A 22,791-nucleotide genomic window follows, 5' to 3' on the forward strand; every position below is an offset into this window, starting at 1 on the left:
CTGTGCCCCGGGGAAGAAGACCGCACCCGGGCCGCCGTGAACGCCGGTGACGGCGGACTGCGGACCGGGTGCGGTCTTGGGGCCTTGCAGGGAGGAAGGTCAGGCCTTCTTGGTCTCCTAGTAATGGGCCGGGTCGGTGACCTGCGGGGATCTTCCCTGTGGGGCGCTGACCTGGCCTTTTACTGATGGCTGGCGATGGGGTGCGACGGTCTTGATCGGGTGTCCTGCGGACTGTGTGCGGACCGCTGCGCTTCCCACTATCAGGCACGCACGGCGACGGCGTTAGAGCTGGTCGTGGCCGGTATTCGCGCGTCCTCCGTCCTCGGCCCGTGCCTCTGCGGTCCCGTCAACTTCCATGCTTCCGTGCACGCTCCCCTGAGCGGTCAGACCGGTATTGGCGTGTGAACCCGTGCCCACCGCGGTAGCTGGACCGGTGTTCGCGATCCGCACCGACCCCCCACGGCCCGACATAAGGGCCAGGACCCCGGCCCCCAGGGCCACGACGCCCACCAGGGCCGAGACGATCCCGGCGACCTGGTTAGCCCGATCCCAGCTCAGAAAACAGAAGACCCCGGCCAGCGCCGCCACCGCCAGTCCAGTCAGACCTGCCACCAGTCGCTGCCGTCCGCTCATCGGCCCATCTCCTTCGCGTCATTGTCGAGCTGGCATCCTGTCGATGTCCCCGCTCGGGCCGTACGCCCACGGTCGATTCCCGGACGTTCGGCGGTCATTAGTCGCGCCAGCATTTCCAGGGTCTCCGGCGCGATGTCGGGCAGGCACTCGACCACCTCCTGCAAGGGGCCGATGTCGAGTGCCTCGGCAAGCAGCACACGCCGGTCGAGGATATCCCCGCACTTCCTCGCCGTGGACGTCAGCGCCTTGACCCGCTGCCCGGGGTCCTTGAGGGTGCGGGCCGCGTTGATGGCTTCTCGCCCGACGTCTTCAGCTTGTTCCCGACACCCCGTTCGGCTCAGGGCACGCGCGGCATCCGTCATTGCCGCCGCCCGTCGGCCGGGGTCTTTGACCGTATGGGCGAGCTCGGCGGCTGCCTGGGCGAGAGCGGCGGCCTGCTCGAGGTGCCCTTCCTGGGCCAGCACCTCAGCGGCGGTCGCCAGTGTTCTGGCGCGCCAGTTCGGATGTCTGACTTCGTGGGCGAGGTCGACAGCTATCCGGGAAAGTTCAACGGCCTCCTGCCGGTACCCTGCTCGGGTCATGGCCTTGATCACGAGGGACAGGGCCCTCACCCGGCTGGTCGGCGGGGCGATGCTTAGGGCAAATTCGGCGGCTTGCCGGTGACGCCCCGTGTAGGCCAGCGCAGTGGCGACTGCTGTCAGCGCCTTCGCCTTCCGATCGGGGGCATCGATTCTTCCGACGAGTTCAATCGCATCCCGTGGGTCCCCCGCGTGGGCAATCACCTCGGCCACGGCCCCGTACGCCCGCTCTAGCAAGTCAGGTTCCGTGACCATTCGTGCGATGTCGATCGCTTGCCGATGGCGTCCGGTGCGGGCCATGGCCCTGGCGGCCAGCGTGAGGGCTGCTGCACGTTGACTTGAGGCTTTGGACGAGTCGGCGAGCTGCGCTGCTTCACGGGCGAGTTCGGCCGCCTCCTCATGCCGTCCCGTGAGTGCTATGGCCTCGGCGACGACCGCCCGCAGTGGGGCATTCGAACTGAGGACGGTTCGGCCACGGGCGAGCTCTGCTGCCTCGGTGGCGAGTGCGGCTGCCTGCTGACTGGCACCCGCGCGGGCCATCCGCGCTGCGACAGCCGCCAGGGTGCTGGCGCGCCGGTCGCTGTCGGCGACGGTGCGGGCGAGTCCGGCTGCCAAAGCATGGTGCCCTCTGCGGGCTACGGCCCGGGCAGCGACGGTGAGCGCTCCGTCTCGTTCATCACGATTTACGATGCTGCGGGCAAGGCGAGCGGCTTCGTCGGCGAGTTCGGTGGCCTGCCGGTGGAATCCGCTTAGGGCTAACCTCCTGGCAATGGCTCCAAGGGCCCTGGCCTGGCGGTCCGGGTCAGAGATGCAGCGGGCACGTTCGACAGCCCGCTCCGAGCCCTTCGCAAATTGGAGGTCTTCGACGGGCTCGTTCGGGATCTGGATCTCGGTTTCCCAACCATTGGCTGGCCCATCATCCGCGGCTTCGGCGGCAGCTGCGGACAGCGAGCGAAGGACCCCATTCCGCCGCTCTGGGTCGGTGATGCTTCTGGCGAGCTCCACGGCTTGCTCGTGACGTCTCGATCTGGCGAGCGCCCTAGCCGCGGAGGCAAGGACTCCGGCCTGCCGGTCGGGGTCGGTGATGTCACGGGCGAGCTCGGCAGCCTGTCGAGGGTCTCCACTCTTGGCCATTGAGCTGACGACGGCCGCTAGTGCGTCGTCGCGCCGGTCGGGCCTGGCGATGTTGCGGGCGAGGCCCGCGGCTTGTTGGGGGTGTCCGGCCTCGCAGAGCGCATCGGCGACGTCTCGGAGTTCCGAGGCGTCCTGGATGGGGCTCAGAAGCTGACGTGCGACCGACGCCACGAGCGACGCAGTGTTGTGGTCTGTTCTACCCACACGGAAGAGCCCTCTGACGAGGTCGGGAATCCCCCGCGAACCGTGCGCCACCTGGGCCAGGGTGAGGGCACGTCGTACATGCCCCAGGATGGCCCAGGTCTCGATGACGTCGCCGGGGATAGCGGCGACATGTCCCCGGATCTCGTCGCGGCGGTGAGCGAGCTGCACACACGCCCGCAGGTCGGGATCGGTGGCGGCCCGGTGGAGACGGATCGCGGCGGCGATCTCGGCCAGCGCCTCGGTGTCGGAGCCGGTGGTCTCCCACAGCCTTTCGTGCCGCACCGCATCGGTCGCCAGCACGGTAAGACGAGTGGTGTCCGCAAGGTTGCGTAACAACTGCGGGTAGCCGACGAGGGCGTATTCGGGCGTGTCAGGTGGCCAGCCGGCCTCGCGCCAGGCGTCGGTGAAGGCGTGCACCCGCGCACGGTAACCCTCCAGCGCCGCTCGGGAGATCCGCTTCAGAGCGCCCTGCTGCAGCTCTTCGTGGGCGAAGGAGAACAGATGCGCTGGTTGTTCGCCGGGTGCTGGCCATTGGGCTGGCCGGTGCTGGAAGGACCGGCCCAACGACCCACCGAGGACCTCTTCGACTTCCCAAGCGCTCACCTCGCCCATGAGGTCGGAAAGGTCCTGGGCGCTCAGACCACCACTGGCGGCGGCGATTAGGCACGCCACCTCTCGCCCGGGGCCACCACCCGTCAGCAGGGCATGAAGGTCACGCTCCGCGGCCTTCCGAAGCGCCTGCGCCGCGGGTGACGGTGACAGCAGGTGGTTGATGCGTGCGCTGTGTAGCGGGTGGTTCTCCAGCACGTCGCTCGGGATGGGTGGATTTGGACGGCCGGCCACGACGATCCGTAGTCCCGGAGGCGGCATGCGCGGCAGCAGCGCCGCGATGCTGTAGCCGCTGCTGGCCGACTCGACGCCAGTGTCCTCATCGAGTCCGTCAACCAGCAGGACCAGCCGTCGGCCTTCGGCCGTGGCTTTTCCGGCGGCGCGTTCGAGGGCATCGAGGAACTGGCCCTGGGAGGCGCAGTCCACATCGGCGTCGCAGAGGTACTCCCGCAACTGCCCCTGCAGAGTGGCTAGGAAGGAGGTTCGGTCTGAGCGTCCTGCATTACGCGCGGTGATGAAGAAGGCCAACACGTCTACGCCTTGCGGAGGATGCATCACGAACTGCGCCATGAGCGCGGTTTTTCCCGACCACGCTGGCGCCAGCCATCGCCAGTAGGCCGTGCCCGCATAGCCTCCCTGGGCCTCCTGGACACCGTCTGGTGAGGTGGAGAACGCAGCCATGGCCGCCAGCTCAGCAGCTCGGCCCTCGAACTGGGCGGCTGCGAGCTGGGCAACCTCGTGCAGATAGCCCGAGCGCACGACCGGGGGGCGGTGGTGCCCCAGGACGAGATCCCCTGAGACCTTCAGGACGCCGCTATTCGCGAGTGCCCCGTTCGCAGCACGTGCCTCACCCGTGTCCTCGGCCAGCTCCTGCCGCCTTCCCGGCCTCACTCGCAACGCTCCCTCGCCCGCGCCTTGTCACCTCCTATTCTGCCTCCCGCACCGTGTCGGCAGGCCAGCCCGGGTACCCGAAGCTTCGACGGACTGGTCGGGGGACTACATCCGTGCGTCGCAGCCCGGCATGAATTGTCCTGTTTGAGTAGCGCGTCTCGCGCAACTACTTCCAGCTGTTCAGGGAGACCTGCGGTCCGCCTTCGAGATAGCGGTGGAGGGCGCTGGCGGTGGTCTCCACGAATTCGTCCGGGATGGCGTTGGCGTCGACCCAGCGGACCTGAGAGTGCTTGCGGGGTTCGCGGTTCTCGGGTTCGCCGGTCCATTCGTGGGCGGCGAAGACGACGGTGAGGAAGCCGTTGGGGGCTTCGACGCCCCAGGCGCCGTGGATGATGTGGGCGACCTTGAGGGACTCGGGCTTCACCGTGAGGCCGGTCTCCTCGTACAGCTCGCGGACCGCGGTTTCGGTGATGGGTTCGCCCGGCTCGCTCTTGCCGACGGGGAGGTCCCATAGGCCCTGGGCGAACTTGGCGTTCTCGCTGCGCTGGAGGAGGACGACGCGGTTGGTGGCCTTGTCGTGGACGATGACGGCGGCGACCAGCAGGGTCATGGATTCGGACGCCGGCTTGAGGGCCTTCGGCTGATCGTCGGTCTGCTGGGGCACGGTGTTCCCTTCGTCGGACGGGTTGTTGGGCATGTTAGGCGAGGGCCTCGCGGGCGCGGCGGGCCAGATCGGCGGCACCGGGAACGCGGCGGCGCTGGTAGACCGCGAGCGTGGAGCGGATCGAGGTGATCGCTTTCCGGGTGCGGTCAGAGGTCATGCCCTCCATCAGGACCAGGGCCTGGGTCCAGGCGGCGACCGCTTCGTCGGCGCGGGCCTGAGCGGCGAGGCTGTCGCCGAGATCGGCGTGGGTGAGGGCGTGGACGCGCTTGTACTTTTCGGGGTCCCAGCGGGTGAGGGCGTCCCGGTGCTGCTGCTCGGTGCCGATGTGGTCGGCGAGGTCGGTCAGGGTGCGAGCGGTGTGGCTGGCCACGGTGCCGGCGGCGGGGCCGCTGACGCGGGAGTAGCTGGGTTGCGGCCCATCGTCCCTGAGGAGGGCGTCTTCGGCGGCGAGCAGGGCGCGCGCGGCCAAGGGGTTCTCGTTGACCGCGGCGTAGGCGCGGGCGTGGGTGATGTGGAGGAGGGCCTCGGTCTGGCCGTCGACGTGGCCGAGACCAGCCCGGAGGGCGCCTTCGACGAGGTCGACGCAGTGGTGGGGCTGCTTGAGGCTCAGGGCCTGGTGGGCGAGGGCACGCATCATCCAGGCCCCGTGGCCGTGGGGGTCCGCTTCGCAGGCGAGCTTGTAGCCGACCTGGTAGTAGCGCTGGGCCGCGCCTTCCTGGCCGAGGTCGTGGTGCTTCCACCCTGCGAGGTAGGCGAGTTCGGCGACGGCGCCGAAGGCGGCCCGGCGTAAGGCTTCGCTGGGGAAGCGTCCGCGGAGCATCGGGGCGGCGGTGTCGGCGAGGTACGCGGTGACGGTGGTCAGGCCGTGACCGCCGCCGAGGCGCTCGTCGGCGGCGCTGAAGGCCGTGGTGATCTGGCGTACGACGTCCACGTCCTCCGTGCCGACCAGGGACGTGCCGGTGCGGGCGCGGAGCATGCGGGCGGTGGCTTCGTGGTCGTATCCGAGCGGCATGGTGACGCCGGCGGTGGTGAAGGCCGCGATGGCGAGGAAGCGGCGGCGCTCGACGTCGGCACGGCCCAGGTCGGTGGCGGCGAGGACGGGGTCGGATTCCGCCGGCTCTTCGTCATCACCGGTCTGGAAGCCGATCTCGGTACGGGTGACCGTGCGCCCCGCTCGGCGGGACAGTGCCTCGGCCAGGTACTGACCTACCCGGCCGGACGGGGCGCGGTTGCCGTTCACCCAGTGCGAGATGGCCGACTTGTTGGTCTGGAGGATCTCGCCGTTCTCGGCGGCGATGCGCCGCACGTCTCTGGCGAGGGCCTCGTAGGTGCAGCCGACTGCGTCGATGGCATCGCGCAGAAGGGAGTTGGGTTCTCGCTGCGCCGCCACGATCGCCTCCGCCCTGGAGCTGTAAACCGCGTATACCGCTTCAACTGCCTTCCACCGTACCCACTGAGCGTGACCACCGGTTCACTTATCAGCAGCCGCCCGGAACGGCACGACCGTGATCCAGGCTCCCCCTGGATCCGGGCGGCACCCCGAAGTTCCGTACGCCCACACCGGGCTCGGGCATTCCTGTGCCCGGACCTGGCCGATCAGAGACGGAGACACGGTGACCACCATCGACACCAAGGCCATCACGGTCGAGCTGCCCGAGGCGTTCGACCCGCGCTGGGGCCGCCTGCCCGGCATCCAGGTCGACGGCCGGCGCATCACGATCGACCCGGCCGAGTACTTCTTCCGCTTCGAGTCCAACACCTGGCTCGTCGCCGACTGGGAGCTGGTCAAGGCCCAGCTCCTGGACGTGGACGAGACGACCGAGAGCGCGGTCGAGCAGCTCGCGCTCGACTTCATCAAGCAGCACAGCGAGTCCACCTCCGACGCGGCCCGCGTCCTGGCCACCGCGTACGAGGTGTACACGTACCTCTTCCGCGACGAGCACCTGACCGGCCTCGGCCTGCCGCAGATCACCGCCGACCACCTGCGGATGCTCCGCGAGGCCGCCACGCTCATGGCGCTCAACAAGGTCGAGCTCGACGGGCACATCTCCAACGTCGGCCCGTGCTGGTTCTTCCCCGCCGCCACCTCCGTCGTCTTCGACCTGGACGACGAGACGGGCGGGATGCTCGACGAGGTCTACCACGGCGGCTGGTTCAACGAGCACCGCCGCATCGAGTCCATCAAGGCCCACGCCGCCCTCGGCGGCCGGCTCGTGCACGGCTGCCAGTCCGTGCCGGACCAGTCCGGCGGCGTGGTCGCGCCCTACGGTGCCTCGATGGCGAACTTCCGCGACGACCTCGCCGCGTTCAAGGCGGGCTGGATCGAGCAGGTCTACGCCCACCGCGTGAACCCCGCCGCGTAACCCACCCGATCAGGCTTCCGGGGCGGGCCGGCATCCCTCGCCCGCCCCGGAAGCCACCATCCCCCGGAGCCCTCCCATGACCACAAACCCCAGCGCCGAACTCCTCGACAACCTGCTCACCGCGACCGGCCAGACCACCGCCGTACGGGAGGAGGTACGCGTGTGGTCCATGTCCGGCGTCGAGCGCGCGACCTTCCCCGACGGCTCCACGGCCATCTTCAAGTACGCCAAGAAGCCCTTCGACAGCGAGGACCAGGCCCTCCGCCTGGCCCACACCCTCGGCGTACCCGTCCCCCAGGTCCACGCCTCCGCCGTCCTGGACGGCTGGCTCGGCATGCTCATGGAGGACCTCGGATCCTCCCTACGCGAGGCCGACGACCTCGACGGCGTCGCCGCGGCCGTGGTCCTGCACGGCACCCGTACGGCTCCGCCCCTGCCCGTCCTCGACCAGGACCGGCTGCGGACGCTGCCGGCCCGGGCGCTGGAACACCTCGAACAGCTGCGCAAGGCCGACCGGTGGCAGGACGCCGACGACGTCGAGGACGCGCTCGACCGGATCGCCCAGGCCGCCGAGGCCCGCTCGGCCGGAGCGATGCTGGAACCGTTCGGCTGGGTGCACTCCGAGTTCCACCCAACCAGCCTCCACATCGGCGAGCGCGGCTGGCGGCTCCTCGACTTCGCCCGCGCCTTCACCGGCCCCGGCCTACTCGACCTCGCCAGCTGGCACGGAACCATCGATCCCCCTCACCCCGTGCGCCTGCGCGTCTTCCTGGAGCAGTACGTCACCGCCGGCGGCACCCCCGACGCCCTCGCCCCGCGCGGCGGGCTCACCGCTGAGAACTGGGCCTTGGGCTGGCACCGCATGTGGGCCGTCGAGTGGTTCATGGAGCAGGCCGTCCGCTGGATCAACGATCCGGCCAGCGACCCCGCCTACCTCAAGGCGGTCCGTCGCCACCTCACCGACGTCCTCCACCTCCTGGAGATCTGACGTGCTCGCCCAGGCGTCCCCCTGGCACGCCCACGCCCTCCAGCGCACCGCCGTCGGACTTGCCGAACCCCTGTCCGTACCCGCACGGATGGAATGGACCACGAGACCCGGCCAAGGTCCCGGAGCCGAGATCCTCGGCCCCGACCTGCGCGGCAAGCGACTCCTGGAACTTGGCTGCGGCCCCGGCCACAACGCCGCCCACCTCGCCACCCGCCACAACGCCCGCGTCACCGGCGTCGACCTGGTCGGCCTCCAGGTCCGCCGCGCCCGCTCCCACTACGGACGGCTGAACAACCTCACCTTCGTCGCCGGCCACGCCCTGCACTACCTGCACGCCTCCGATGAGCAGTTCGACGCGATCTACTCCGTCTTCGGCGCCGTCGGGCTCGTCGCGCCCGAGGTCCTGCTCCCGGCCATGGCCCAGCGCCTCACGCCCGGCCGAGTGCTCGCCTTCTCCGTCCCGCACCCGCAGCGCGGCGGCCGAAGCCCCTCGGGCGACGACCGGCCTCGTAGCGACCACGTAACTCTTCCCGATCGCACCCGGCTCCCCATCGCCCGATGGGAGTTCTCCGCGGACCGCTGGGAGAAGCACCTCAGCCGGGCGGGCTTCTGGCTCACTTCGGCCCAGGAGTTCCACGACCCCCGCATGGGCCACTGGCCCACCACCCTGCTGATCCGCGCCCGCAAGCTCTGACCAGCCATTCGCCCCGGCTTCCCCCGGAGGAACCGATGCGCCCGCCCTACCTGCTCCTCGACATCGACGGCGTCCTCATACCCTTCCCCAACGCAGACGGCTCGACCCCGGCCACCCACGTCCGCCACGACGTCGTCCCCACCGGCCGCAGCACCGACAACCCGATCACCGTCTGGCTCCACCCCGACCACGGCCGCCTGCTCATGGACGTGATCCGCACCGGCCTGGTCACCCCCGTCTGGTGCACCAGCTGGCGCCAGGACGCCACCACCCTCATCGGGCCCCTCCTGGGCCTCCCGACGCTGCCGCACGTCGATCTCCCGCGTCCGCAGATCACTACCAGCCACCCCAACGGCTACCTGTGGAAGCGCGACCACGTCGACGCCTGGCTCGTCGACGCCCCCGCCGTCTGGATCGACGACGACTTCACCGGCCTCGACCATGCCTGGGCGGAGGAGCGCACCGCCCGCGGAACGGCGACCCTCCTCGTACAGCCCGACCCACACCTCGGGCTTCAGCCCGACCACCTGACCGAGGTGACGAAGTGGGTCGCGCAGTTACCCACAGTCCGCGCCTCCTGACGACTGATGCCCTCGCTGCTACGGGCAGCGAGGGCATCAGGGTGCGTTGTTGGGCCTGACTACTTGGGTGCCTTTGGAGTAGGGATCCAATTCAGGCGGTGCCGACTGCCCTGCCGGACCTACGGATCGGCTGGCCGAGAAGCTTCTCTACTTCCGCGGACGCGGCGTCGAGGAGTTCCTGACCGAACAGACAGAGGGACTCTTCCCAGGGGTGCCCAAAACTGCCTATACGGAAGTCTTCCGAGAGGTAGATGTAGTAATCCCCGTCAGGGTACGGACTCAAAGGCCATGCTGGCTGCCCAGGGCCACCGACACCCTGCGGGGCGAAGCGATACGACGTGTGCTGCCAGTCGAGTGCGAGCAGCGTTCCGCTCGGGCCAATGCAGGACGTCAGCCCCTGCTCGACCACCTCGACCAGGCGGTCCAAACGCTCGTATTCAGGGTCGTCGTCAAGCGCGGCAAGGCTCCAGGTAACCGATGCGACGGGCTCCTTGATGGCTGGCCACTTGAAAGAACTCGTACTCGGCTGGAACTTGAACTCGTCGTAGAAGCGGTCCCAAACGCGTCGATACTCGGCCTCAAGCAGCTCGACCACGGGACTCTCCATCATGGCCCGATCCTATCGAGTCGCCCGTGTGAGGATCGGAGAGAGATCCTTCACGGAACCTCGGCCCCCTCCACTCGGACCATCAAGGCATTGCGTGAGAGTTGGGGCACGGCCTGATAGCCTGCGATCTTCGCCGGTCGCCCGGACGGAGTCCCCCGGCAGGTCTTCATGTCTTGCTCTGAGCAGCTCATGACAGCTCTCGATGCCCTGGACCACGCCTTCGCCTCAGAAGATCCCTTCCTCGTCACAGGGTGCACGTACTGCTACGTCGAGCAAGACTTCGCGGAACTCTCCGGGCCACTGCACCTCATAGCCGACGACCTGGTCTCCTCGGTTGCCGCAGAGGTGCCTGATCATTGGGGGGACTTCCCTCGTCTCTATCGCCGCCTCGTCCCGCGCATCATTCGCCCACTCGTCACCGGCCAGCTCCACGTCGACGAGGAGCTCATCGCCTCCCGCCTGGTTCAGGCGGGCTGGACTACCTGGGACTTGCCCTTGACCACGGCCCTACGGGACGTCTGGTCCGCTTGGTGGCAGAGCACGCTGCATACCCACCCCAGCCCCGTGCCCGTCAGGGATTCCCTCAGCCTCATCACCGTGGCCACCAACAGCCTGAGTCCTTGGCTGAACACATGGACCGCGACCAATACCCCAGCCGCTGACGCGCACTTGGCAGACCTCGTTAAAGACGTGATGTTCGAGTTCGAGATCACCGACGTGCGCATGGGCTTCTACGATGAGTACGACGCCACTGCCGAGCTGCTGGGCTGGCTTCTCACCGAAGTGCGCGATCGTGTCGTCGGCACACGTCTCGACGACCCCTTCCTCTATGAGCACCTTCAGGCAACCGCTCAGCGCTCCAGCTGATCTGGTACGCCATCCGGAACTGAACGGAAAGCCCCGTCTCCTCAGGGTTGGGCGTTCCCCGAGGGAACACTTCCGATGTTCCCTCGGGGACGTGTCGCACCAGGGGGCTGTGCCGGCCTTCGCCTGCCGGTCCCTTCGTCGGGAATCTGGCTGGGAGAAACCGGGGTCAGCGGTGCCGACTGCGCTCTTCGGGCCTCGTAGCCACTGGTGCGGCCGGAGGGTGTGGCGTGGCGGACATGGACGAAGGTCCGCTGATGGTGCTTCGGCTGCGAGCCGCTTGCGTCCGCCGGTTCGGCTGAGCAGTGATGCGCCAGGTGAGGACCTCGGCGGGGTGCTCGGCGCTGTCGAGTTCCCGCTGGGTGCCCACTTCGGCCAGGAGACGTCGGGGGTTGTGGCCGGCGTTTTCGGCGTGGGCGAGGGTGGTGGCTAGGGCGGTCCAAGTGGGGTCGGCGAGGATTCGGTCGGCGTGGTGGCGGAGGGCCGCGCGCACGTCCTGCTCGTAGCGGCTGGCGGTTGCGGCTCGTGGTGCGCGGTGGGCCAAGTCCGCCAGGACGGGTGGGGCGGCCTGCTGGTAGCCCGCCTGGAGGTGGCGGAAGGCTTCCTCGGCTGCTGCCGCCTGCTGTTCGTGGCCGCGTTGCTCGTGCCACTTGGCGGCGGCGCGGGCCAGGTGCACGGTGGCGAAGAGCAGGGCGATGGCGAGCCCGCCCGGTTCGCTGGAGGCGTAGGCGAGTTCCTTGGCGGCCTTGCGCAGGGCGGTGGCGGCCTGGTGGTCGGCGCGGGTGGCGGAGCGGCGGGCGCGGTTGAACGCCATTGCCGCCGCTCGTAGTTCCGCCTGGTGAGGGCCGGTCGTGGCGCTGGCGATGTTGTACAGGGCGTCGCCGAAGGCGGCCAGGTGGCCCTGGGCGGCGGCTTCGTCATCGGAGTCGAGGGCGGTGCGTGCCGTGTGTATGGCGGTGGTGGTGTGGCGCCAGGGGTCGGCGGGGTCCGTCGCGTATCGGGGGCGGTCTGCTATCTCCTGGTCGGGGAGGCGTTCGCGTAGGCGGTTGATGGAGAGGTCGGGGGCGAGTTTCGAGCCGCCGTACCAGATGGGTTCGCCGGCCGCGTTGGTGTCGCCGGGTGCGGCGAGGCTGTAGCCGATCACGTCGCCGGTCTCGGGGCCGAGGCGGGTCTTGACCTTGATGCCGAGGGACTGCAGCACGGTGAAGTAGTCGGCTTCGGTTCGTACGGCGGCAGCGACCGCGTACGCCTGCTCGCGCAGCCACTGCCGTGCCGTGACCGTCTGGCCCTGGCGCTCGGCCTTGGCGCGTTCGGCGCCGGTGGGGGTTCGGGGTGCGGTGAGGTCGCCGGACTTCAGGCGGCGCAGGCCGAACTCGGCTTCGATCTTGCGGCATTCGGCTTGGGCCCGCTGTCCGTCGTGGTGGGTGCGTGGGCGGCGTCCGTCGGCGCGGACGGTGGTGGCCATGATGTGGATGTGGTCGTCGGCGTGGCGCACGGCGATCCACCGGCATGCCTTCTCGTCTCCTTCGGGGGCGATGCCGGTGGCGTGAACGATGCGGCGGGCGACCTCGGCCCACTCGGCGTCGGTGAGGTAGCGGTCGCCGGGGGCGGTGCGGGCGGGGCAGTGCCAGACGTGCTGAGGTGGCTTCTTGCCGCCCAGCTCGCGGGTGCGCAGGTCGACATGGTGGTCGAGGCGCTTGGCGAGCAGGGAGTAGGTGGCTGCCGGGTCGCGGCCAGGGTCAGGGGCGCCGGCCATGTCCCAGGCGGCGACGATGTGTGGGTTGGTGTGTTCGTCGCGGCGGCCGGGGCCGAAGAGGTAGGCGATCAGTCCGCGGGTGTCGGAGCCGGTGGAGACGTCAGGCACCATGCGCGGTGCCTTCCGCCAGGAGCTGGTCGATCAGTCGGTAGCTGCTCTCGGCGGCTTGCTCGACGCGGTCCAGCACCGCCTCGGCGCGCTCGGGCACTGTTCCTCGGTGGATGGCTGCGGTGATCTGGTTGAGGTTGCCGCCGATGCGGTTCAGCGCGACCGTGTGTGCCTCGACTGCCTCGACCAGTGGGCGGACCGGGTCGTCCTCCGGGCTACCGACCAGCCCCGCCTTGCCGAGGGCGACGGCCAGGGCGGCGTCGCCGACGAATCCGGCGAACTTCTGACCGCGCTGGTGGGCGGCGGCGCTGATCACGCCGACCGCTGTCCGTGTGAAGCGGATGGTCTTCTCCTGGTCGCGCTTCTCCACGGTGCGCTTGCGGTTCATCAGTGCGGGCAGTGCGGGGGCGTCGAGGTCCCGCCAGGAGGGCTGCTCGACAGGCGGTTGGACGTCGGTCGGTGTCTGGGAGCGGAGGGCGGCGGAGTCGGCTATGACCCCTTCCAGCTCGGGCGCCCCCTGGCGCTCGGCCTCCTCCTCCGCCACCCCTGGGGCGGGGGCAAGCGCGGACGAAGCCTCGTTAGAGGCTCGTTCGCTCCAGCTTGCTGCTGATCGGCGGGTCAGGCCGAAGAATCCCTTGCGGCGGCGGGTGGGGGAGTTGTCGGTGCTCGTTTCGGGCATGGTGGTGCTCCGGTGGTCGTGTGGGGTGGGGCTTCGTCACGTCCGTTGCATCCGTCCCGTAGCTGGTCAGGACAGGTACGGAGCCGGTCGCAGGTACGGAGTGATCCGTATCGGCAAGGAACTCCGTCCCCGCGCTGACCTGCGCGGGGACGGATGCGACGGATTGATACGGAGCTGGCGTCAGCGCGTGGGCCTGGGGCCGGCAGGCCCGCCGGGCGGGCCGATGGGCAACGTCCCCGACGGAGGGGCCGGTGGCTTGCCCTGGGCCCGACGTGTGGGCGCAGCCTCGCCGGTTGCGGGTGCCGGTTGGGCGGGGTCGGGGCAGTAGCGGGCCCAGGCGTCGAGGAACTGGTTGCGGGCGTACGCCTTGGCCTGCCTGCCGTTCTCGAAGCGCTGGTTGGCCGGGCTGATGCCGAAGTCGCGCAGCAGGTTGGCCAGGTGGTAGGCGTTCAGGCCCTTCGTCCCGTACTCGGCCCAAGGCGCCTCCGCGTCCTGAACGAGGGCGGCGAGCAGGTCCTGGCTGCGCAGAGCCTCCTTGTGCCCCTCCTGCTCGAACACGCGGCGGACGTCTCGCAGCAGCCGCGTCTTCAGCGTCGTCTGTTCGTCCTGGACCACCTCGTTGCGCGTCATCGCCAGGCAGGCGGCACGGGCCCGCGAGGGCCAGTGCCCGCCGGCCAGGCCGGCGACGATCATCAGGGGCTCCCACGTATCGGCGGCGCGATCCTCGACCGGCATGTGCGGAACCAAGCCCTCTGCGGTGCTCCGCAGCGGGGCCAGCCAGGCGGTCAGCCGGTCGCGCAGCGCGTTCAGTTCCGGAACGGAGTACCGCGAGCGGAACGGGGCGATGCGCTCGCCCGGCTTGCGCTTCTGCATGCGGAGCACGACCGCCCGGTCCATGATCGTGTCCGGCAGGTCGCCGATCCCGGCGAGCGCGGCCATGGCGAAGGTGGGAAACGCCGTCGGCTTGTGCTCCGGGCCGGAGATCCGCCAGGCGGGCCGGTTGCGCTGGTGCCCCGCGTTCAGCAGGCCGCGCAGGTCCTCCTTGTCACCGGCCTTGGGGCCGAAGATGGTGTCGGCCTCGTCCACCAGCAGCGTCGGCGGGTTCTTGCCGATGACGCGGAAGACCACCGCAGGCGAGGTGTTCACCGTCATCATCGGCTGATGCACGGTCTCGTGGAGCACGTCCAGGACGCGGGACTTGCCGCACCCCTTGGTCGGCCCCACCACCGCCAGCCGTGGCGCGTGCTGGAGGGCGGGCTGGATGTGGGAGGCCGCCACCCACAACGTGACCGCCGTCAGGGCCTCCTCGCTCGGCAGCACTACGTACCGGCCGATCGCCGTACGGAGGTCATCCAGCAGCGCGGCTCCTTCGTCGGCCGTCTCGTCGCTCGCACCGGCGCGGTCCCCGGTCCCCGATCCCCCGTCGGGGGCCGCGGTCCCCGTAGATATGTGGGGACCGTGGCCCTCACCATCGGCTCGGGGCGCGCCGTGCTCGCCTGGGATTCGGGGACCGGGTTCGGGGACCAGCGGACCGGAAGTCTCTGTCCGGTCCCCGGCGTCCGGTTCGGCGGGACCGGTCCCCAGGGCACTGACCTGCGCCTGTTCCGCGCTGGGCGTGTTTCGGTCCCCGACCGGAACACCCGTCGAAGCAGGGGACCGTGACTCCGTTCGGTCCCCGCCTCGGTCCCCGTTGCGCCAGGGGATGCCCTGGCCGGGGACCGCGGGGGTGGGCCAGACAACCTCGGACGCCTTCGAGGTGGCGAGGGACGTAGAGTCCTCCATAGACGTTCCTCTCAGGTGAGGGACGGGACGGGCAAGGTCCCCGCCTCCCACCAGTTCGTTCGTTCAGGGATGGGCGACGTGCAGGGGAATCTCCGGCCCTCGGCGTTGGCGCGCCGGGGGCCGTTGCTGTGTCCGGGGCTTCCGGTGGCTCATGAGGCCAGGCCCCACTCGTTCCGGCCGTCGATCAGCGTGCGCTCGTAGCGCAGCAGCTCGGCCTCGGGGTAGAGCACCCGCTTGCCGACCTTGATGCCGCGCGGCCCCTTCTTGATCTGGCGCCAGTAGCGGACGGTGCTCTCGGCTGTGCGGTAGCGCTCGGCGACCTCGGCGGTGGTCAGGTATCGCATGCATTCCCATTCGGTTAGGTGGCGATTCGATCTGCATAAAGTTGTACCCCGGGATCGGCGGTTAGCCAAATCGGGAAGCTCATGTTTCAATTTGGATAGCGACGGTCGTGATGGAGGTTCGATGGCAGGCGACAGACCCGAAGGCGGCGAGGTGCCGGTGCTCTACAGCGAAGGGAACGTGGCCGCGCGCGTGGCCCTGGAGCGCGAGGTCAGGGGGTGGAGCACGACCGAGCTGGCCGAGCGGGTGACCAGAGCCGGCATCAAGATGAACCAGACAGCGGTCTGGCGCATCGAGAACGGCACCCCCCGGCGGCGCATCAACCTCGACGAGGCCCTCGCCTTCTCCCGCGTCTTCGAGCTCCCTCTCGAAGAGCTGATGTCCCCGCCCCTGGAGGGGCTCGACATCGATAGTCGGCGCCTCGTCCAGGAGGCCGTCGAAGCGTTCTACGAGGCCCGAGATGCGCGCGACCGCCTGCATCGTGCCGTGGTCGCCATCGCCGACCACATCAAGGCCCATCCCGACAGCTCGCGGGCCATCCACGAGCAGTGCCTCCGCCTCATGGGCGACGAGCGGGACGCTCGCACGCTCAGCAACGACATCGAGGACGGGGGCCACTACTGACAACCGACACGAAGGAGAGGCCACTTGGCCAACATTCAGAAGCGCCCCAACAGCAAATGGCGGGCCCGCTACCGCGACCTTGATGGCAAGGAGCACGCCCGCCACTTCGAGCGGAAGCTCGATGCCCAGCGGTGGCTCGACGAGGTCACGGCGAGCATGGTCACCGGTCAGTACGTCGACCCGCGCGCCGGCCGGATCACGTTCGAGAAGTACGCCGAGAAGTGGGAGGGCTCGCTCATCGCGAGCGAGGCGGGTGAACGCATCACCGACAACGCGCTCCGGCTCCACCTCGTACCGGCGCTGGGCGCCCGCTCCATGGCGGCGATACGCCGCAACGACATACAGGTGCTCTTCAAGCACCTGTCCGACCAGCTCGGCCCCGGCAGCGTGCGGAACGTCTACGACGTCCTCGTGCGCGTCATGACGGCGGCCGTGGACGACAAGGTCATCGCCTCCAGCCCGTGCCGCCGGATCACCCTCCCGGCGATGCCGGACGAGGAGGTCACCCCGCCCACCGTCGAGCAGGTCGAGGCGATGGCGCGGGTGATGCCGTCGTACATCCGCGCGGCGATCGTCACCCTCGCCGGATCAGGGCTGCGCATCGGTGAACTGCTCGGCCTGAAGGTGTCGGACGTCGACTTCAAGGCCGGCACCATCCGCGTCGAGCGGCAGCGGCTCCAGTCGGGGAAGATCGGCCCGCCGAAGACCGCCAAGTCCCGGCGTACGGTCCCGGTCGGCGAGATTGTCACCGACGCCCTCCTCGCGCATCTCGCCGCACGCCCCTCCAAGGAGTGGCTGTTCACGATGGAGGAGGGGGAGCCGCTCAACTACCGGCGTTGGAAGACCGAGTGGAATTGCGCCCGCAGGGCGCTCCAGGCGGAGGAGAACGAGGCGGCCAAGAGTGAGGGCCGTAAGCCCGTCGAGCTGCCGCACATGGTCACCCACGACCTGCGGCACTTCTACGCCTCCGCGCTCATCGGCGGCGGCGCGAGCGTCAAGCAGGTGCAGCTCGTCCTCGGGCACGCGTCCGCCGTCATCACGCTGCGGATCTACGCGCACCTGTGGCCCGGGGAAGAAGACCGCACCCGGGCCGTCATGGACGCCGTGCTCGGCGGCTTGCGGACCGGGTGCGGACAGGTAGGCGACATGGCCCGCGAAACCGCAGGTCAGAACGCCTAACCAGAGATCAGGCCTTCTTGGTCTCCCAGAAGATGCGGTCGATCTCGGCGATGAGCTCCAGCGCCTTCTCGCCCGTCTTCGGGTCCGTCGAGGCCTTCGCCGCCGACAGGGCCTTCAGGGTGTCGTTCACGAGCTGGTTGAGCTCGGGGTACTTCTCGAAGTGCGGGGCCTTGAAGTAGTCGCTCCAGAGGACCGAGACGTGGTGCTTGGCGAGCTCCGCGCGCTGCTCCTTGATGACGACGGCGCGCGCGCGGAAGTGCGGGTCCTCGTTCGCCTGGTACTTCTCCTGGACGGCCTTGACGGACTCGGCCTCGATGCGGGCCTGGGCCGGGTCGTACACGCCGCAGGGGAGGTCGCAGTGGGCGCTGACCTTGACCTTGGGGGCAAACAGGCGGGAGAGCATTCTGCTGTCCTTCCTCGTGATCGTCTTCTCAAGTGGGACATTACTCGGTGAGAAGCGCGTTTTCGCGAGCGCCCCCTGGTGCTTAGGACAAAAGTCCAGGGTCACCATGGGACTCGTGGACGATCGGACCGGGAGGTGCCGGATGGTGGAATCGGGGCGTACGGCGGGGCGGGAGCCCGGGGCCCCGTTCGGGATCGCCGAGGTGACGGGGGTGTCGATGGTGCCCACGCTGCTCCACGGCGATCAGCTGTTCGTGCATTACGGGGCGCGGCTGCGGCCCGGGAACGTGGCCGTGCTGCGCCACCCGCTCCAGCAGGATCTGCTCATCGTGAAGCGGCTGATCGAGCGGCGCGGCGGCGGCTGGTGGGTGCTCGGGGACAATCCGGACGCCGAGGGGGACAGCCGGGTATTCGGGGTCGTACCGGAGCCGCTGGTGCTCGGGCGGGTGCGGGCGCGGTACCGGCCGGTCACCCCCGGGCGTCAGCGGTCGGCCGGTGTGGCGCTCTCCTGGCTCTTCTCCGCCGTCAGGCCCGTGCGCTCGGCGTCGAGGGCCTCCTGACGCTTGCGGGCGCGGTAGGCGGCCACGTTGGCGCGGGTCGCGCAGCGGTCCGAGCAGTAGCGGCGGGAGCGGTTGGTAGAGGTGTCCAGGTAGGCGTTGCGGCACGGCGCCGCCTGGCAGAGGCCGAGGCGGTCGGCGCCGAACTCGGTGAGGTGGAAGGCCAGGCCCATCGCGGCGATGGCGGCGTACCCCGCGGTCGCGTTCGACGGGTGATCGGCGAGGTGCATGTGCCACCGCGGCCGGCCCTCCTCGTCGAGGTAGTCGTGGCCGGAGATCTGCGGGCTGACCGGGAACTCCAGGAGGAGCGAGTTCAGCAGGTCCACGGCTCCGGTGTGGTCGCCCTCGTCGGCGGCCGTGAAGACGGCGCGCAGCCGGGCGCGTACCGAGCGGAAGCGCGTCACGTCGGCGTCGGTGGCCCGCCGGGCCATCTGGGACGCGGCGCCGAAGAGGTCCCGGACCGCCTCGACCGAGGTGAGGGAGTCCTTGTTGCGGGCCGGCTCCTCGGTGTTGACCAGGCGTACGGCGTAGTCCGAGTAATAGGCCAGTTCCACTTGTAGTCCTTACTCCGGCGGTCTAGGGTCGGGGCGGGGAAGGGTAAGCGACGCGTTCCCTTCGAGGGTATTACGAAGAGGGTGGAGGCTGAGACATGACGGACACCAAGGACGCCACGGACGCTCACACGACCGGAACCGGGACCCGGACCGACTGGGCGGCGGCCTGGCAGCGCAGCTGGGACCGTCAGCAGGAGTGGTACATGCCCGACCGCGAGGAACGCTTCCGCGTGATGCTCGACATGGTCGAGGCGCTCGTGGGACCGGAGCCCCGCGTGCTCGACCTCGCCTGCGGTACGGGGAGTATCACGAGCCGGCTGCTCCGGCGGTTCCCGGGCGCCACCAGCACCGGCGTCGACCTCGACCCCGCGCTCCTCGCCATCGCCGAGGGCACCTTCGCCGGCGACGCCCGCGTCAGCCTCGTGGCCGCCGACCTCAAGGACCCCGCCTGGACCGAGGCGCTGCCGTACGACACGTACGACGCCGTCCTCACCGCCACGGCCCTTCATTGGCTGCACAGCGAGCCCCTGGCCGCGCTCTACGGGCAGCTCGCCGGGCTCGTCCGCGACGGCGGCGTCCTGATGAACGCCGACCACATGATCGACACCTCCACGCCCCGCATCAACGCCGCCGAGCGCGCCCAGCGGCACGCCCGGATGGACCGCGAGAAGGCCGCCGGGGTGCTCGACTGGGCCGACTGGTGGGCGCTCGCCGCCAAGGACCCGGTGCTCGCCGAGCCCACCGCCCGCCGCTTCGAGATCTACGGCGAGCACGCCGACGGCGACATGCCCGCGCCCCGCTGGCACGCCGACGCCCTCCGCGCCGCCGGCTTCGGCGAGGCCCGCACCGTCTGGGCCTCGCCCTCCGACACCCTGCTCCTCGCCGTGAAGTAGGGCCAGGGGGACGCCGGAAGGGGCGGTACGGGCTCGCGCCCGTACCGCCCCTTCCCGTACGCCCGAAGCGCCGGGCAGCGCCTTACAGCACCTTCGACAGGAACGCCTTCGTCCGGTCGTGCTGCGGGTTCGTCAGGACGTCCCTCGGGTTGCCCGACTCGACCACCACGCCGCCGTCCATGAAGACCAGCGAGTCGCCGACCTCCCTGGCGAAGCCCATCTCGTGCGTGACGACGATCATCGTCATGCCCGACTCGGCCAGGTCGCGCATGACGTCGAGGACGTCACCCACGAGCTCCGGGTCGAGCGCCGAGGTCGGCTCGTCGAAGAGCATCAGCTTCGGCTCCATCGCCAGCGCACGGGCGATGGCGACGCGCTGCTGCTGGCCGCCGGAGAGCTGCGACGGGTAGTTGCCCATCTTGTCCCGCAGGCCGACCCGGTCGAGCAGCCGCTCGGCGCGCTCGCGCGCCACCGCCTTGGACTCGCCCTTCACCTGGATCGGCGCCTCCATGACATTGGCCAGGGCCGTCATGTGCGGGAACAGGTTGAAGCGCTGGAAGACCATGCCGATGTCACGGCGCTGGACCGCGACCTCGCTGTCCTTCAGCTCGTAGAGCTTGTCGCCCTTCTGCCGGTAGCCCACCAGCTCGCCGTCGACCGAGAGCCGGCCGCCGTCGATGCGCTCCAGGTGGTTGATGCAGCGCAGGAAGGTGGACTTCCCGGAGCCGGAGGGGCCGACGAGGCAGAAGACCTCGCCGTTCTGCACCTCCAGGTCGATGCCGCGGAGGATGTGCGCGGCTCCGTAGGACTTGTGGACGCCTTCGGCTTTTACCATGGGCTCGGTCATGCCGACATCTCCGGGGAACGCTTGAACGTGGCCAGGTTCTTCTTGACCCGCTGCCACGGGGTGGGCGGCAGGTTACGGGTCGAACCGCGGGCGAAACGACGCTCCAGGTAGTACTGGCCGACGCTGAACACGCTGGTCAGCGCGAGGTACCAGATCGAGGCCACGAAGAGCATCTCCATCACGGCGCCGGCCGTGTTTCCGATGTTCGAGGAGGCCCGCAGGAGCTCGGTGTACTGCACGGCCGAGACCAGCGACGAGGTCTTCAGCATGTTGATGAACTCGTTGCCCGTCGGCGGCACGATCACGCGCATGGCCTGCGGCAGCACGACCCGCCACATGGTCTTCGTCTGCGACATGCCGAGCGCGTGCGCCGCCTCGGTCTGGCCCTCGTCGACCGACTGGATGCCGGCCCGGACGATCTCCGCCATGTAGGCGCCCTCGTTGAGGCCGAGGCCGAGCAGGGCGACCATGAACGGCGTCATGACGTCCACGGTCTCGTTCTTGTAGATCGGCCCGAGGTTGATGTACTGGAAGATCAGCGACAGGTTGAACCACACCAGCAGCTGCACGTACACCGGGGTGCCCCGGAAGAACCAGATGTACAGCCACGCGACCGCGCCGGTGACCGGGTTCTTCGACAGGCGCATCACCGCGAACAGGATGCCGAGCACGAGGCCCAGCGCCATGGAGGCGACGCTGATGATCACGGTGTTGCCGAGACCGTCGAGGACGGACGGGTCGAACACCTTGTCCCACACGGTGTCCCAGATGATGTTGCCCTGGGAGAACGCGTAGATGAGCCATCCGAGGAGCGCGACCACCACGACGGCGCTGACCCAGCGCCCGTAGTGGCGCACCGGGATCGCCTTGATCGCCTCGTACGGGACGCCCGAGGGGCCGGAGCCGGCCGGACGCGCGTCCGACGGCTCCTTGGAGATCTTGTCAGTCACGACGACTGCCCTTCAGTGGAACGAGGAGGTCACTTGCCGGCGTTGACGGTGGCCGACTGCACGGCGCTGCCCTCGACGTTCCACTTCTTCAGGGCCTCGGCGTAGGACCCGTCCTTGATGATCGCGTCGAGCGCGTCCTTGACGGCGTCGCGCAGCTGCGTCTTGTCCTTGGACACGCCGATGCCGAAGAGGCCGACGTCGCTCTGGCTGCCGACGACCTCGAAGTCGTTGCCGCCGCCCGAGGTCTTCGCGATGTACGCGGCGACCGGGTAGTCGTTCAGGTCGGCCACGGCGCCGCCGGCCTTGACGCGGGTCTGCGCCTCGGCGTCGGTGTCGAAGGCCTGGATCGTCAGCTTGTTGGCGCCGCACTTGGTCGCCTGGGCCTTGAAGGTGTCCTCGTAGATCGTGCCGCGCTGCACGGCGACGGTCTTGCCGCACAGGTCGTCGAGGGAGTTGATGCCCTGCGGGTTGCCCTTCTTGACCAGCAGGGAGACGCCGGAGCTGAAGTAGTCGACGAAGTCGATGCCCTTGCCGATCTTCTTCCCGTTGTCGTCCAGGCCCTCCTGACGCTTCTTGTTGTCCGTCATGGACGACATGATCAGGTCCTGGCGGCCGGTGTAGATCGAGGTGATCAGGCCGTCGAAGGTGCCCGAGGTGAACTCGAACTTCACACCGAGCTGCTTGCTCAGGGCCTCGGCGATGTCGGGGTCGACACCCACGATCTTGCCGCCCTCGGTGAACTCCATCGGCGCGTACGAGGCGTCCGTGCCGACCTTGATGATGCCGGCCTTCTGGATGTCGGCCGGGAGCTTCGAGAAGAGGGGGGCCTTGTCGGCGGCCGGTGCGGAGGAACCGCCCGGCTTGGTGGCGCCGCTGTCATTGGTCTGGTCGCCACAGGCGGTCATCAGCATCGAGCCGGCGACCGCGATGGCGGCGACCGCGGCAAGACGGGACGTACGGGTCTTGGCGGCGGTCGTCGAGCGCGTGGAGCGTGCGGTCATGGTCGGGTTCCTCCGGCAGGTGAGGGAGTTGCCTTAGGCCGCGCACGCACCTTCGAGTGCCGCGACCTCGTGTGATTACGGCATCTTGCCATTCGGACTGCCTCAAACCGACGGCCACGGATGTCAAAATCGGATAACGGGTCGTGGCCGAATCGCGGCGGCCAGTCCCCCCAAGGCGAAACCTTCTGCGGGAAGGTGCCCAAGGGACCGTAAATTCTCCTGTTCATCTCGCCATTCGGACGACACGAAGGCGGCTATTCGGGTGCTCGGGGCACCTATCGGACATCGAGTGACGAGTCATTCTCTA

23 protein-coding genes are annotated in these 22,791 nt (G+C 69.2%); 9 read left to right on the top strand and 14 right to left on the bottom strand.

The window, feature by feature from the left end; genetic code table 11:
• Positions 1-282: 282 nt before the first annotated feature.
• From JAO84_RS24830 to JAO84_RS24845, 4 genes are all read right to left on the bottom strand, one after another.
• Entirely contained in the window at positions 283-633 is a 351-nt protein-coding gene (locus JAO84_RS24830; protein WP_370414832.1) for a hypothetical protein, read from the bottom strand.
• On the bottom strand, positions 630-3,839 hold the full coding sequence (locus tag JAO84_RS24835) for a hypothetical protein (protein WP_370414833.1): 3,210 nt from the start codon (positions 3,837-3,839) through the stop codon (positions 630-632). The genes JAO84_RS24830 and JAO84_RS24835 overlap by 4 nt, the downstream gene beginning before the upstream one ends.
• A gap of 376 nt (positions 3,840-4,215) precedes the next feature.
• Positions 4,216-4,746 (bottom strand): NUDIX domain-containing protein, encoded by a 531-nt coding sequence (locus tag JAO84_RS24840; protein WP_370414834.1) that lies wholly within the window; start codon positions 4,744-4,746, stop codon positions 4,216-4,218.
• Position 4,747: 1 nt separating this feature from the next.
• Positions 4,748-6,103 (bottom strand): tetratricopeptide repeat protein, encoded by a 1,356-nt coding sequence (locus JAO84_RS24845; RefSeq protein ID WP_370414835.1) that lies wholly within the window; start codon positions 6,101-6,103, stop codon positions 4,748-4,750.
• A 223-nt stretch (positions 6,104-6,326) separates the two neighbouring features.
• On the opposite strand from JAO84_RS24845, the gene JAO84_RS24850 reads away from it, so the two are divergent.
• The 4 genes from JAO84_RS24850 to JAO84_RS24865 all read left to right on the top strand — a co-directional run bounded on the left by JAO84_RS24850 (position 6,327) and on the right by JAO84_RS24865 (position 9,339).
• Positions 6,327-7,076 carry a hypothetical protein gene (locus JAO84_RS24850; protein ID WP_370414836.1) on the top strand — a complete coding sequence of 250 codons (750 nt, stop codon included), beginning with the start codon at positions 6,327-6,329 and terminating at the stop codon, positions 7,074-7,076.
• Positions 7,077-7,152: 76 nt separating this feature from the next.
• A complete protein-coding gene (locus tag JAO84_RS24855) occupies positions 7,153-8,064 on the top strand; it encodes a phosphotransferase family protein (RefSeq protein ID WP_370414837.1) in 912 nt (303 codons plus the stop codon).
• A gap of 1 nt (position 8,065) precedes the next feature.
• Positions 8,066-8,758 carry a class I SAM-dependent methyltransferase gene (locus JAO84_RS24860; protein WP_370414838.1) on the top strand — a complete coding sequence of 231 codons (693 nt, stop codon included), beginning with the start codon at positions 8,066-8,068 and terminating at the stop codon, positions 8,756-8,758.
• A 35-nt stretch (positions 8,759-8,793) separates the two neighbouring features.
• Complete coding sequence (locus JAO84_RS24865; RefSeq protein WP_370414839.1) at positions 8,794-9,339, top strand: HAD domain-containing protein; 546 nt, start codon at positions 8,794-8,796, stop codon at positions 9,337-9,339.
• 91 nt (positions 9,340-9,430) lie between these two features.
• Here the strand turns inward: JAO84_RS24865 and JAO84_RS24870 are convergent, their stop codons facing one another.
• A complete protein-coding gene (locus JAO84_RS24870) occupies positions 9,431-9,949 on the bottom strand; it encodes a DUF2716 domain-containing protein (RefSeq protein WP_370414840.1) in 519 nt (172 codons plus the stop codon).
• 165 nt (positions 9,950-10,114) lie between these two features.
• Here JAO84_RS24870 and JAO84_RS24875 point away from each other — a divergent pair, with 165 nt between their 5' ends.
• The gene (locus JAO84_RS24875; RefSeq protein WP_370414841.1) at positions 10,115-10,813 is read left to right on the top strand and encodes a hypothetical protein; all 699 of its coding nucleotides are present in this window, start codon (positions 10,115-10,117) and stop codon (positions 10,811-10,813) included.
• Positions 10,814-10,979: 166 nt separating this feature from the next.
• On the opposite strand, the gene JAO84_RS24880 is transcribed toward JAO84_RS24875, so the two are convergent.
• The 4 genes from JAO84_RS24880 to JAO84_RS24895 all read right to left on the bottom strand — a co-directional run bounded on the left by JAO84_RS24880 (position 10,980) and on the right by JAO84_RS24895 (position 15,479).
• Entirely contained in the window at positions 10,980-12,677 is a 1,698-nt protein-coding gene (locus tag JAO84_RS24880) for a mobilization protein (RefSeq protein ID WP_370414842.1), read from the bottom strand.
• Complete coding sequence (locus JAO84_RS24885; RefSeq protein ID WP_370416860.1) at positions 12,667-13,218, bottom strand: hypothetical protein; 552 nt, start codon at positions 13,216-13,218, stop codon at positions 12,667-12,669. Before JAO84_RS24885 ends, JAO84_RS24880 begins: the two co-directional genes overlap by 11 nt.
• 315 nt (positions 13,219-13,533) lie before the next feature.
• Positions 13,534-14,802 carry a DUF3631 domain-containing protein gene (locus JAO84_RS24890; protein ID WP_370416861.1) on the bottom strand — a complete coding sequence of 423 codons (1,269 nt, stop codon included), beginning with the start codon at positions 14,800-14,802 and terminating at the stop codon, positions 13,534-13,536.
• Positions 14,803-15,284: 482 nt separating this feature from the next.
• Entirely contained in the window at positions 15,285-15,479 is a 195-nt protein-coding gene (locus tag JAO84_RS24895; RefSeq protein WP_370414843.1) for a helix-turn-helix transcriptional regulator, read from the bottom strand.
• 121 nt (positions 15,480-15,600) lie between these two features.
• On the opposite strand from JAO84_RS24895, the gene JAO84_RS24900 reads away from it, so the two are divergent.
• Both JAO84_RS24900 and JAO84_RS24905 read left to right on the top strand, forming a co-directional pair.
• Positions 15,601-16,101 (top strand): helix-turn-helix transcriptional regulator, encoded by a 501-nt coding sequence (locus tag JAO84_RS24900; protein WP_370414844.1) that lies wholly within the window; start codon positions 15,601-15,603, stop codon positions 16,099-16,101.
• A gap of 24 nt (positions 16,102-16,125) precedes the next feature.
• Positions 16,126-17,280 carry a tyrosine-type recombinase/integrase gene (locus JAO84_RS24905; RefSeq protein ID WP_370414845.1) on the top strand — a complete coding sequence of 385 codons (1,155 nt, stop codon included), beginning with the start codon at positions 16,126-16,128 and terminating at the stop codon, positions 17,278-17,280.
• Between the two features lie 7 nt (positions 17,281-17,287).
• Here JAO84_RS24905 and sodN read toward each other — a convergent pair whose 3' ends face one another.
• Entirely contained in the window at positions 17,288-17,683 is a 396-nt protein-coding gene (sodN, locus tag JAO84_RS24910) for a superoxide dismutase, Ni (protein ID WP_265866548.1), read from the bottom strand.
• A 142-nt stretch (positions 17,684-17,825) separates the two neighbouring features.
• Between sodN and sodX the strand changes: the two genes are divergently transcribed.
• Entirely contained in the window at positions 17,826-18,242 is a 417-nt protein-coding gene (sodX, locus tag JAO84_RS24915) for a nickel-type superoxide dismutase maturation protease (protein WP_265866709.1), read from the top strand.
• Here sodX and JAO84_RS24920 read toward each other — a convergent pair.
• Positions 18,164-18,793, bottom strand: coding sequence for a CGNR zinc finger domain-containing protein (locus JAO84_RS24920; protein WP_265866547.1), 630 nt, complete (start codon positions 18,791-18,793; stop codon positions 18,164-18,166). The genes sodX and JAO84_RS24920 overlap by 79 nt on opposite strands.
• A 95-nt stretch (positions 18,794-18,888) precedes the next feature.
• Between JAO84_RS24920 and JAO84_RS24925 the strand changes: the two genes are divergently transcribed.
• The gene (locus tag JAO84_RS24925; protein ID WP_370414846.1) at positions 18,889-19,686 is read left to right on the top strand and encodes a trans-aconitate 2-methyltransferase; all 798 of its coding nucleotides are present in this window, start codon (positions 18,889-18,891) and stop codon (positions 19,684-19,686) included.
• Positions 19,687-19,768: 82 nt separating this feature from the next.
• On the opposite strand, the gene JAO84_RS24930 is transcribed toward JAO84_RS24925, so the two are convergent.
• The 3 genes from JAO84_RS24930 to JAO84_RS24940 are packed head-to-tail and all read right to left on the bottom strand — an operon-like array spanning position 19,769 to position 22,484.
• Complete coding sequence (locus JAO84_RS24930) at positions 19,769-20,533, bottom strand: amino acid ABC transporter ATP-binding protein (RefSeq protein WP_370414847.1); 765 nt, start codon at positions 20,531-20,533, stop codon at positions 19,769-19,771.
• Positions 20,530-21,483 carry an amino acid ABC transporter permease gene (locus tag JAO84_RS24935; protein ID WP_370414848.1) on the bottom strand — a complete coding sequence of 318 codons (954 nt, stop codon included), beginning with the start codon at positions 21,481-21,483 and terminating at the stop codon, positions 20,530-20,532. Before JAO84_RS24935 ends, JAO84_RS24930 begins: the two co-directional genes overlap by 4 nt.
• Before the next feature lie 29 nt (positions 21,484-21,512).
• On the bottom strand, positions 21,513-22,484 hold the full coding sequence (locus JAO84_RS24940) for an ABC transporter substrate-binding protein (protein WP_370414849.1): 972 nt from the start codon (positions 22,482-22,484) through the stop codon (positions 21,513-21,515).
• Between the last annotated feature and the right edge of the window lie 307 nt (positions 22,485-22,791).

Source organism: Streptomyces fradiae (assembly GCF_041270065.1).
Lineage (GTDB): Bacteria > Actinomycetota > Actinomycetes > Streptomycetales > Streptomycetaceae > Streptomyces.

What these genes read in the sequence shown, in the direction of transcription:
- JAO84_RS24880 (WP_370414842.1), bottom strand. Translation starts at nt 12,677, where the DNA reads ATGGTGCCTGACGTCTCCACCGGCTCCGACACCCGCGGACTGATCGCC.
- JAO84_RS24930 (WP_370414847.1), bottom strand. Translation starts at nt 20,533, where the DNA reads ATGACCGAGCCCATGGTAAAAGCCGAAGGCGTCCACAAGTCCTACGGA.
- JAO84_RS24830 (WP_370414832.1), bottom strand. Translation starts at nt 633, where the DNA reads ATGAGCGGACGGCAGCGACTGGTGGCAGGTCTGACTGGACTGGCGGTG.
- JAO84_RS24940 (WP_370414849.1), bottom strand. Translation starts at nt 22,484, where the DNA reads ATGACCGCACGCTCCACGCGCTCGACGACCGCCGCCAAGACCCGTACG.
- JAO84_RS24855 (WP_370414837.1), top strand. Translation starts at nt 7,153, where the DNA reads ATGACCACAAACCCCAGCGCCGAACTCCTCGACAACCTGCTCACCGCG.
- JAO84_RS24925 (WP_370414846.1), top strand. Translation starts at nt 18,889, where the DNA reads ATGACGGACACCAAGGACGCCACGGACGCTCACACGACCGGAACCGGG.
- sodX (WP_265866709.1), top strand. Translation starts at nt 17,826, where the DNA reads ATGGTGGAATCGGGGCGTACGGCGGGGCGGGAGCCCGGGGCCCCGTTC.
- sodN (WP_265866548.1), bottom strand. Translation starts at nt 17,683, where the DNA reads ATGCTCTCCCGCCTGTTTGCCCCCAAGGTCAAGGTCAGCGCCCACTGC.
- JAO84_RS24895 (WP_370414843.1), bottom strand. Translation starts at nt 15,479, where the DNA reads ATGCGATACCTGACCACCGCCGAGGTCGCCGAGCGCTACCGCACAGCC.
- JAO84_RS24870 (WP_370414840.1), bottom strand. Translation starts at nt 9,949, where the DNA reads ATGATGGAGAGTCCCGTGGTCGAGCTGCTTGAGGCCGAGTATCGACGC.
- JAO84_RS24900 (WP_370414844.1), top strand. Translation starts at nt 15,601, where the DNA reads ATGGCAGGCGACAGACCCGAAGGCGGCGAGGTGCCGGTGCTCTACAGC.
- JAO84_RS24875 (WP_370414841.1), top strand. Translation starts at nt 10,115, where the DNA reads ATGTCTTGCTCTGAGCAGCTCATGACAGCTCTCGATGCCCTGGACCAC.
- JAO84_RS24835 (WP_370414833.1), bottom strand. Translation starts at nt 3,839, where the DNA reads ATGGCTGCGTTCTCCACCTCACCAGACGGTGTCCAGGAGGCCCAGGGA.
- JAO84_RS24865 (WP_370414839.1), top strand. Translation starts at nt 8,794, where the DNA reads ATGCGCCCGCCCTACCTGCTCCTCGACATCGACGGCGTCCTCATACCC.
- JAO84_RS24840 (WP_370414834.1), bottom strand. Translation starts at nt 4,746, where the DNA reads ATGCCCAACAACCCGTCCGACGAAGGGAACACCGTGCCCCAGCAGACC.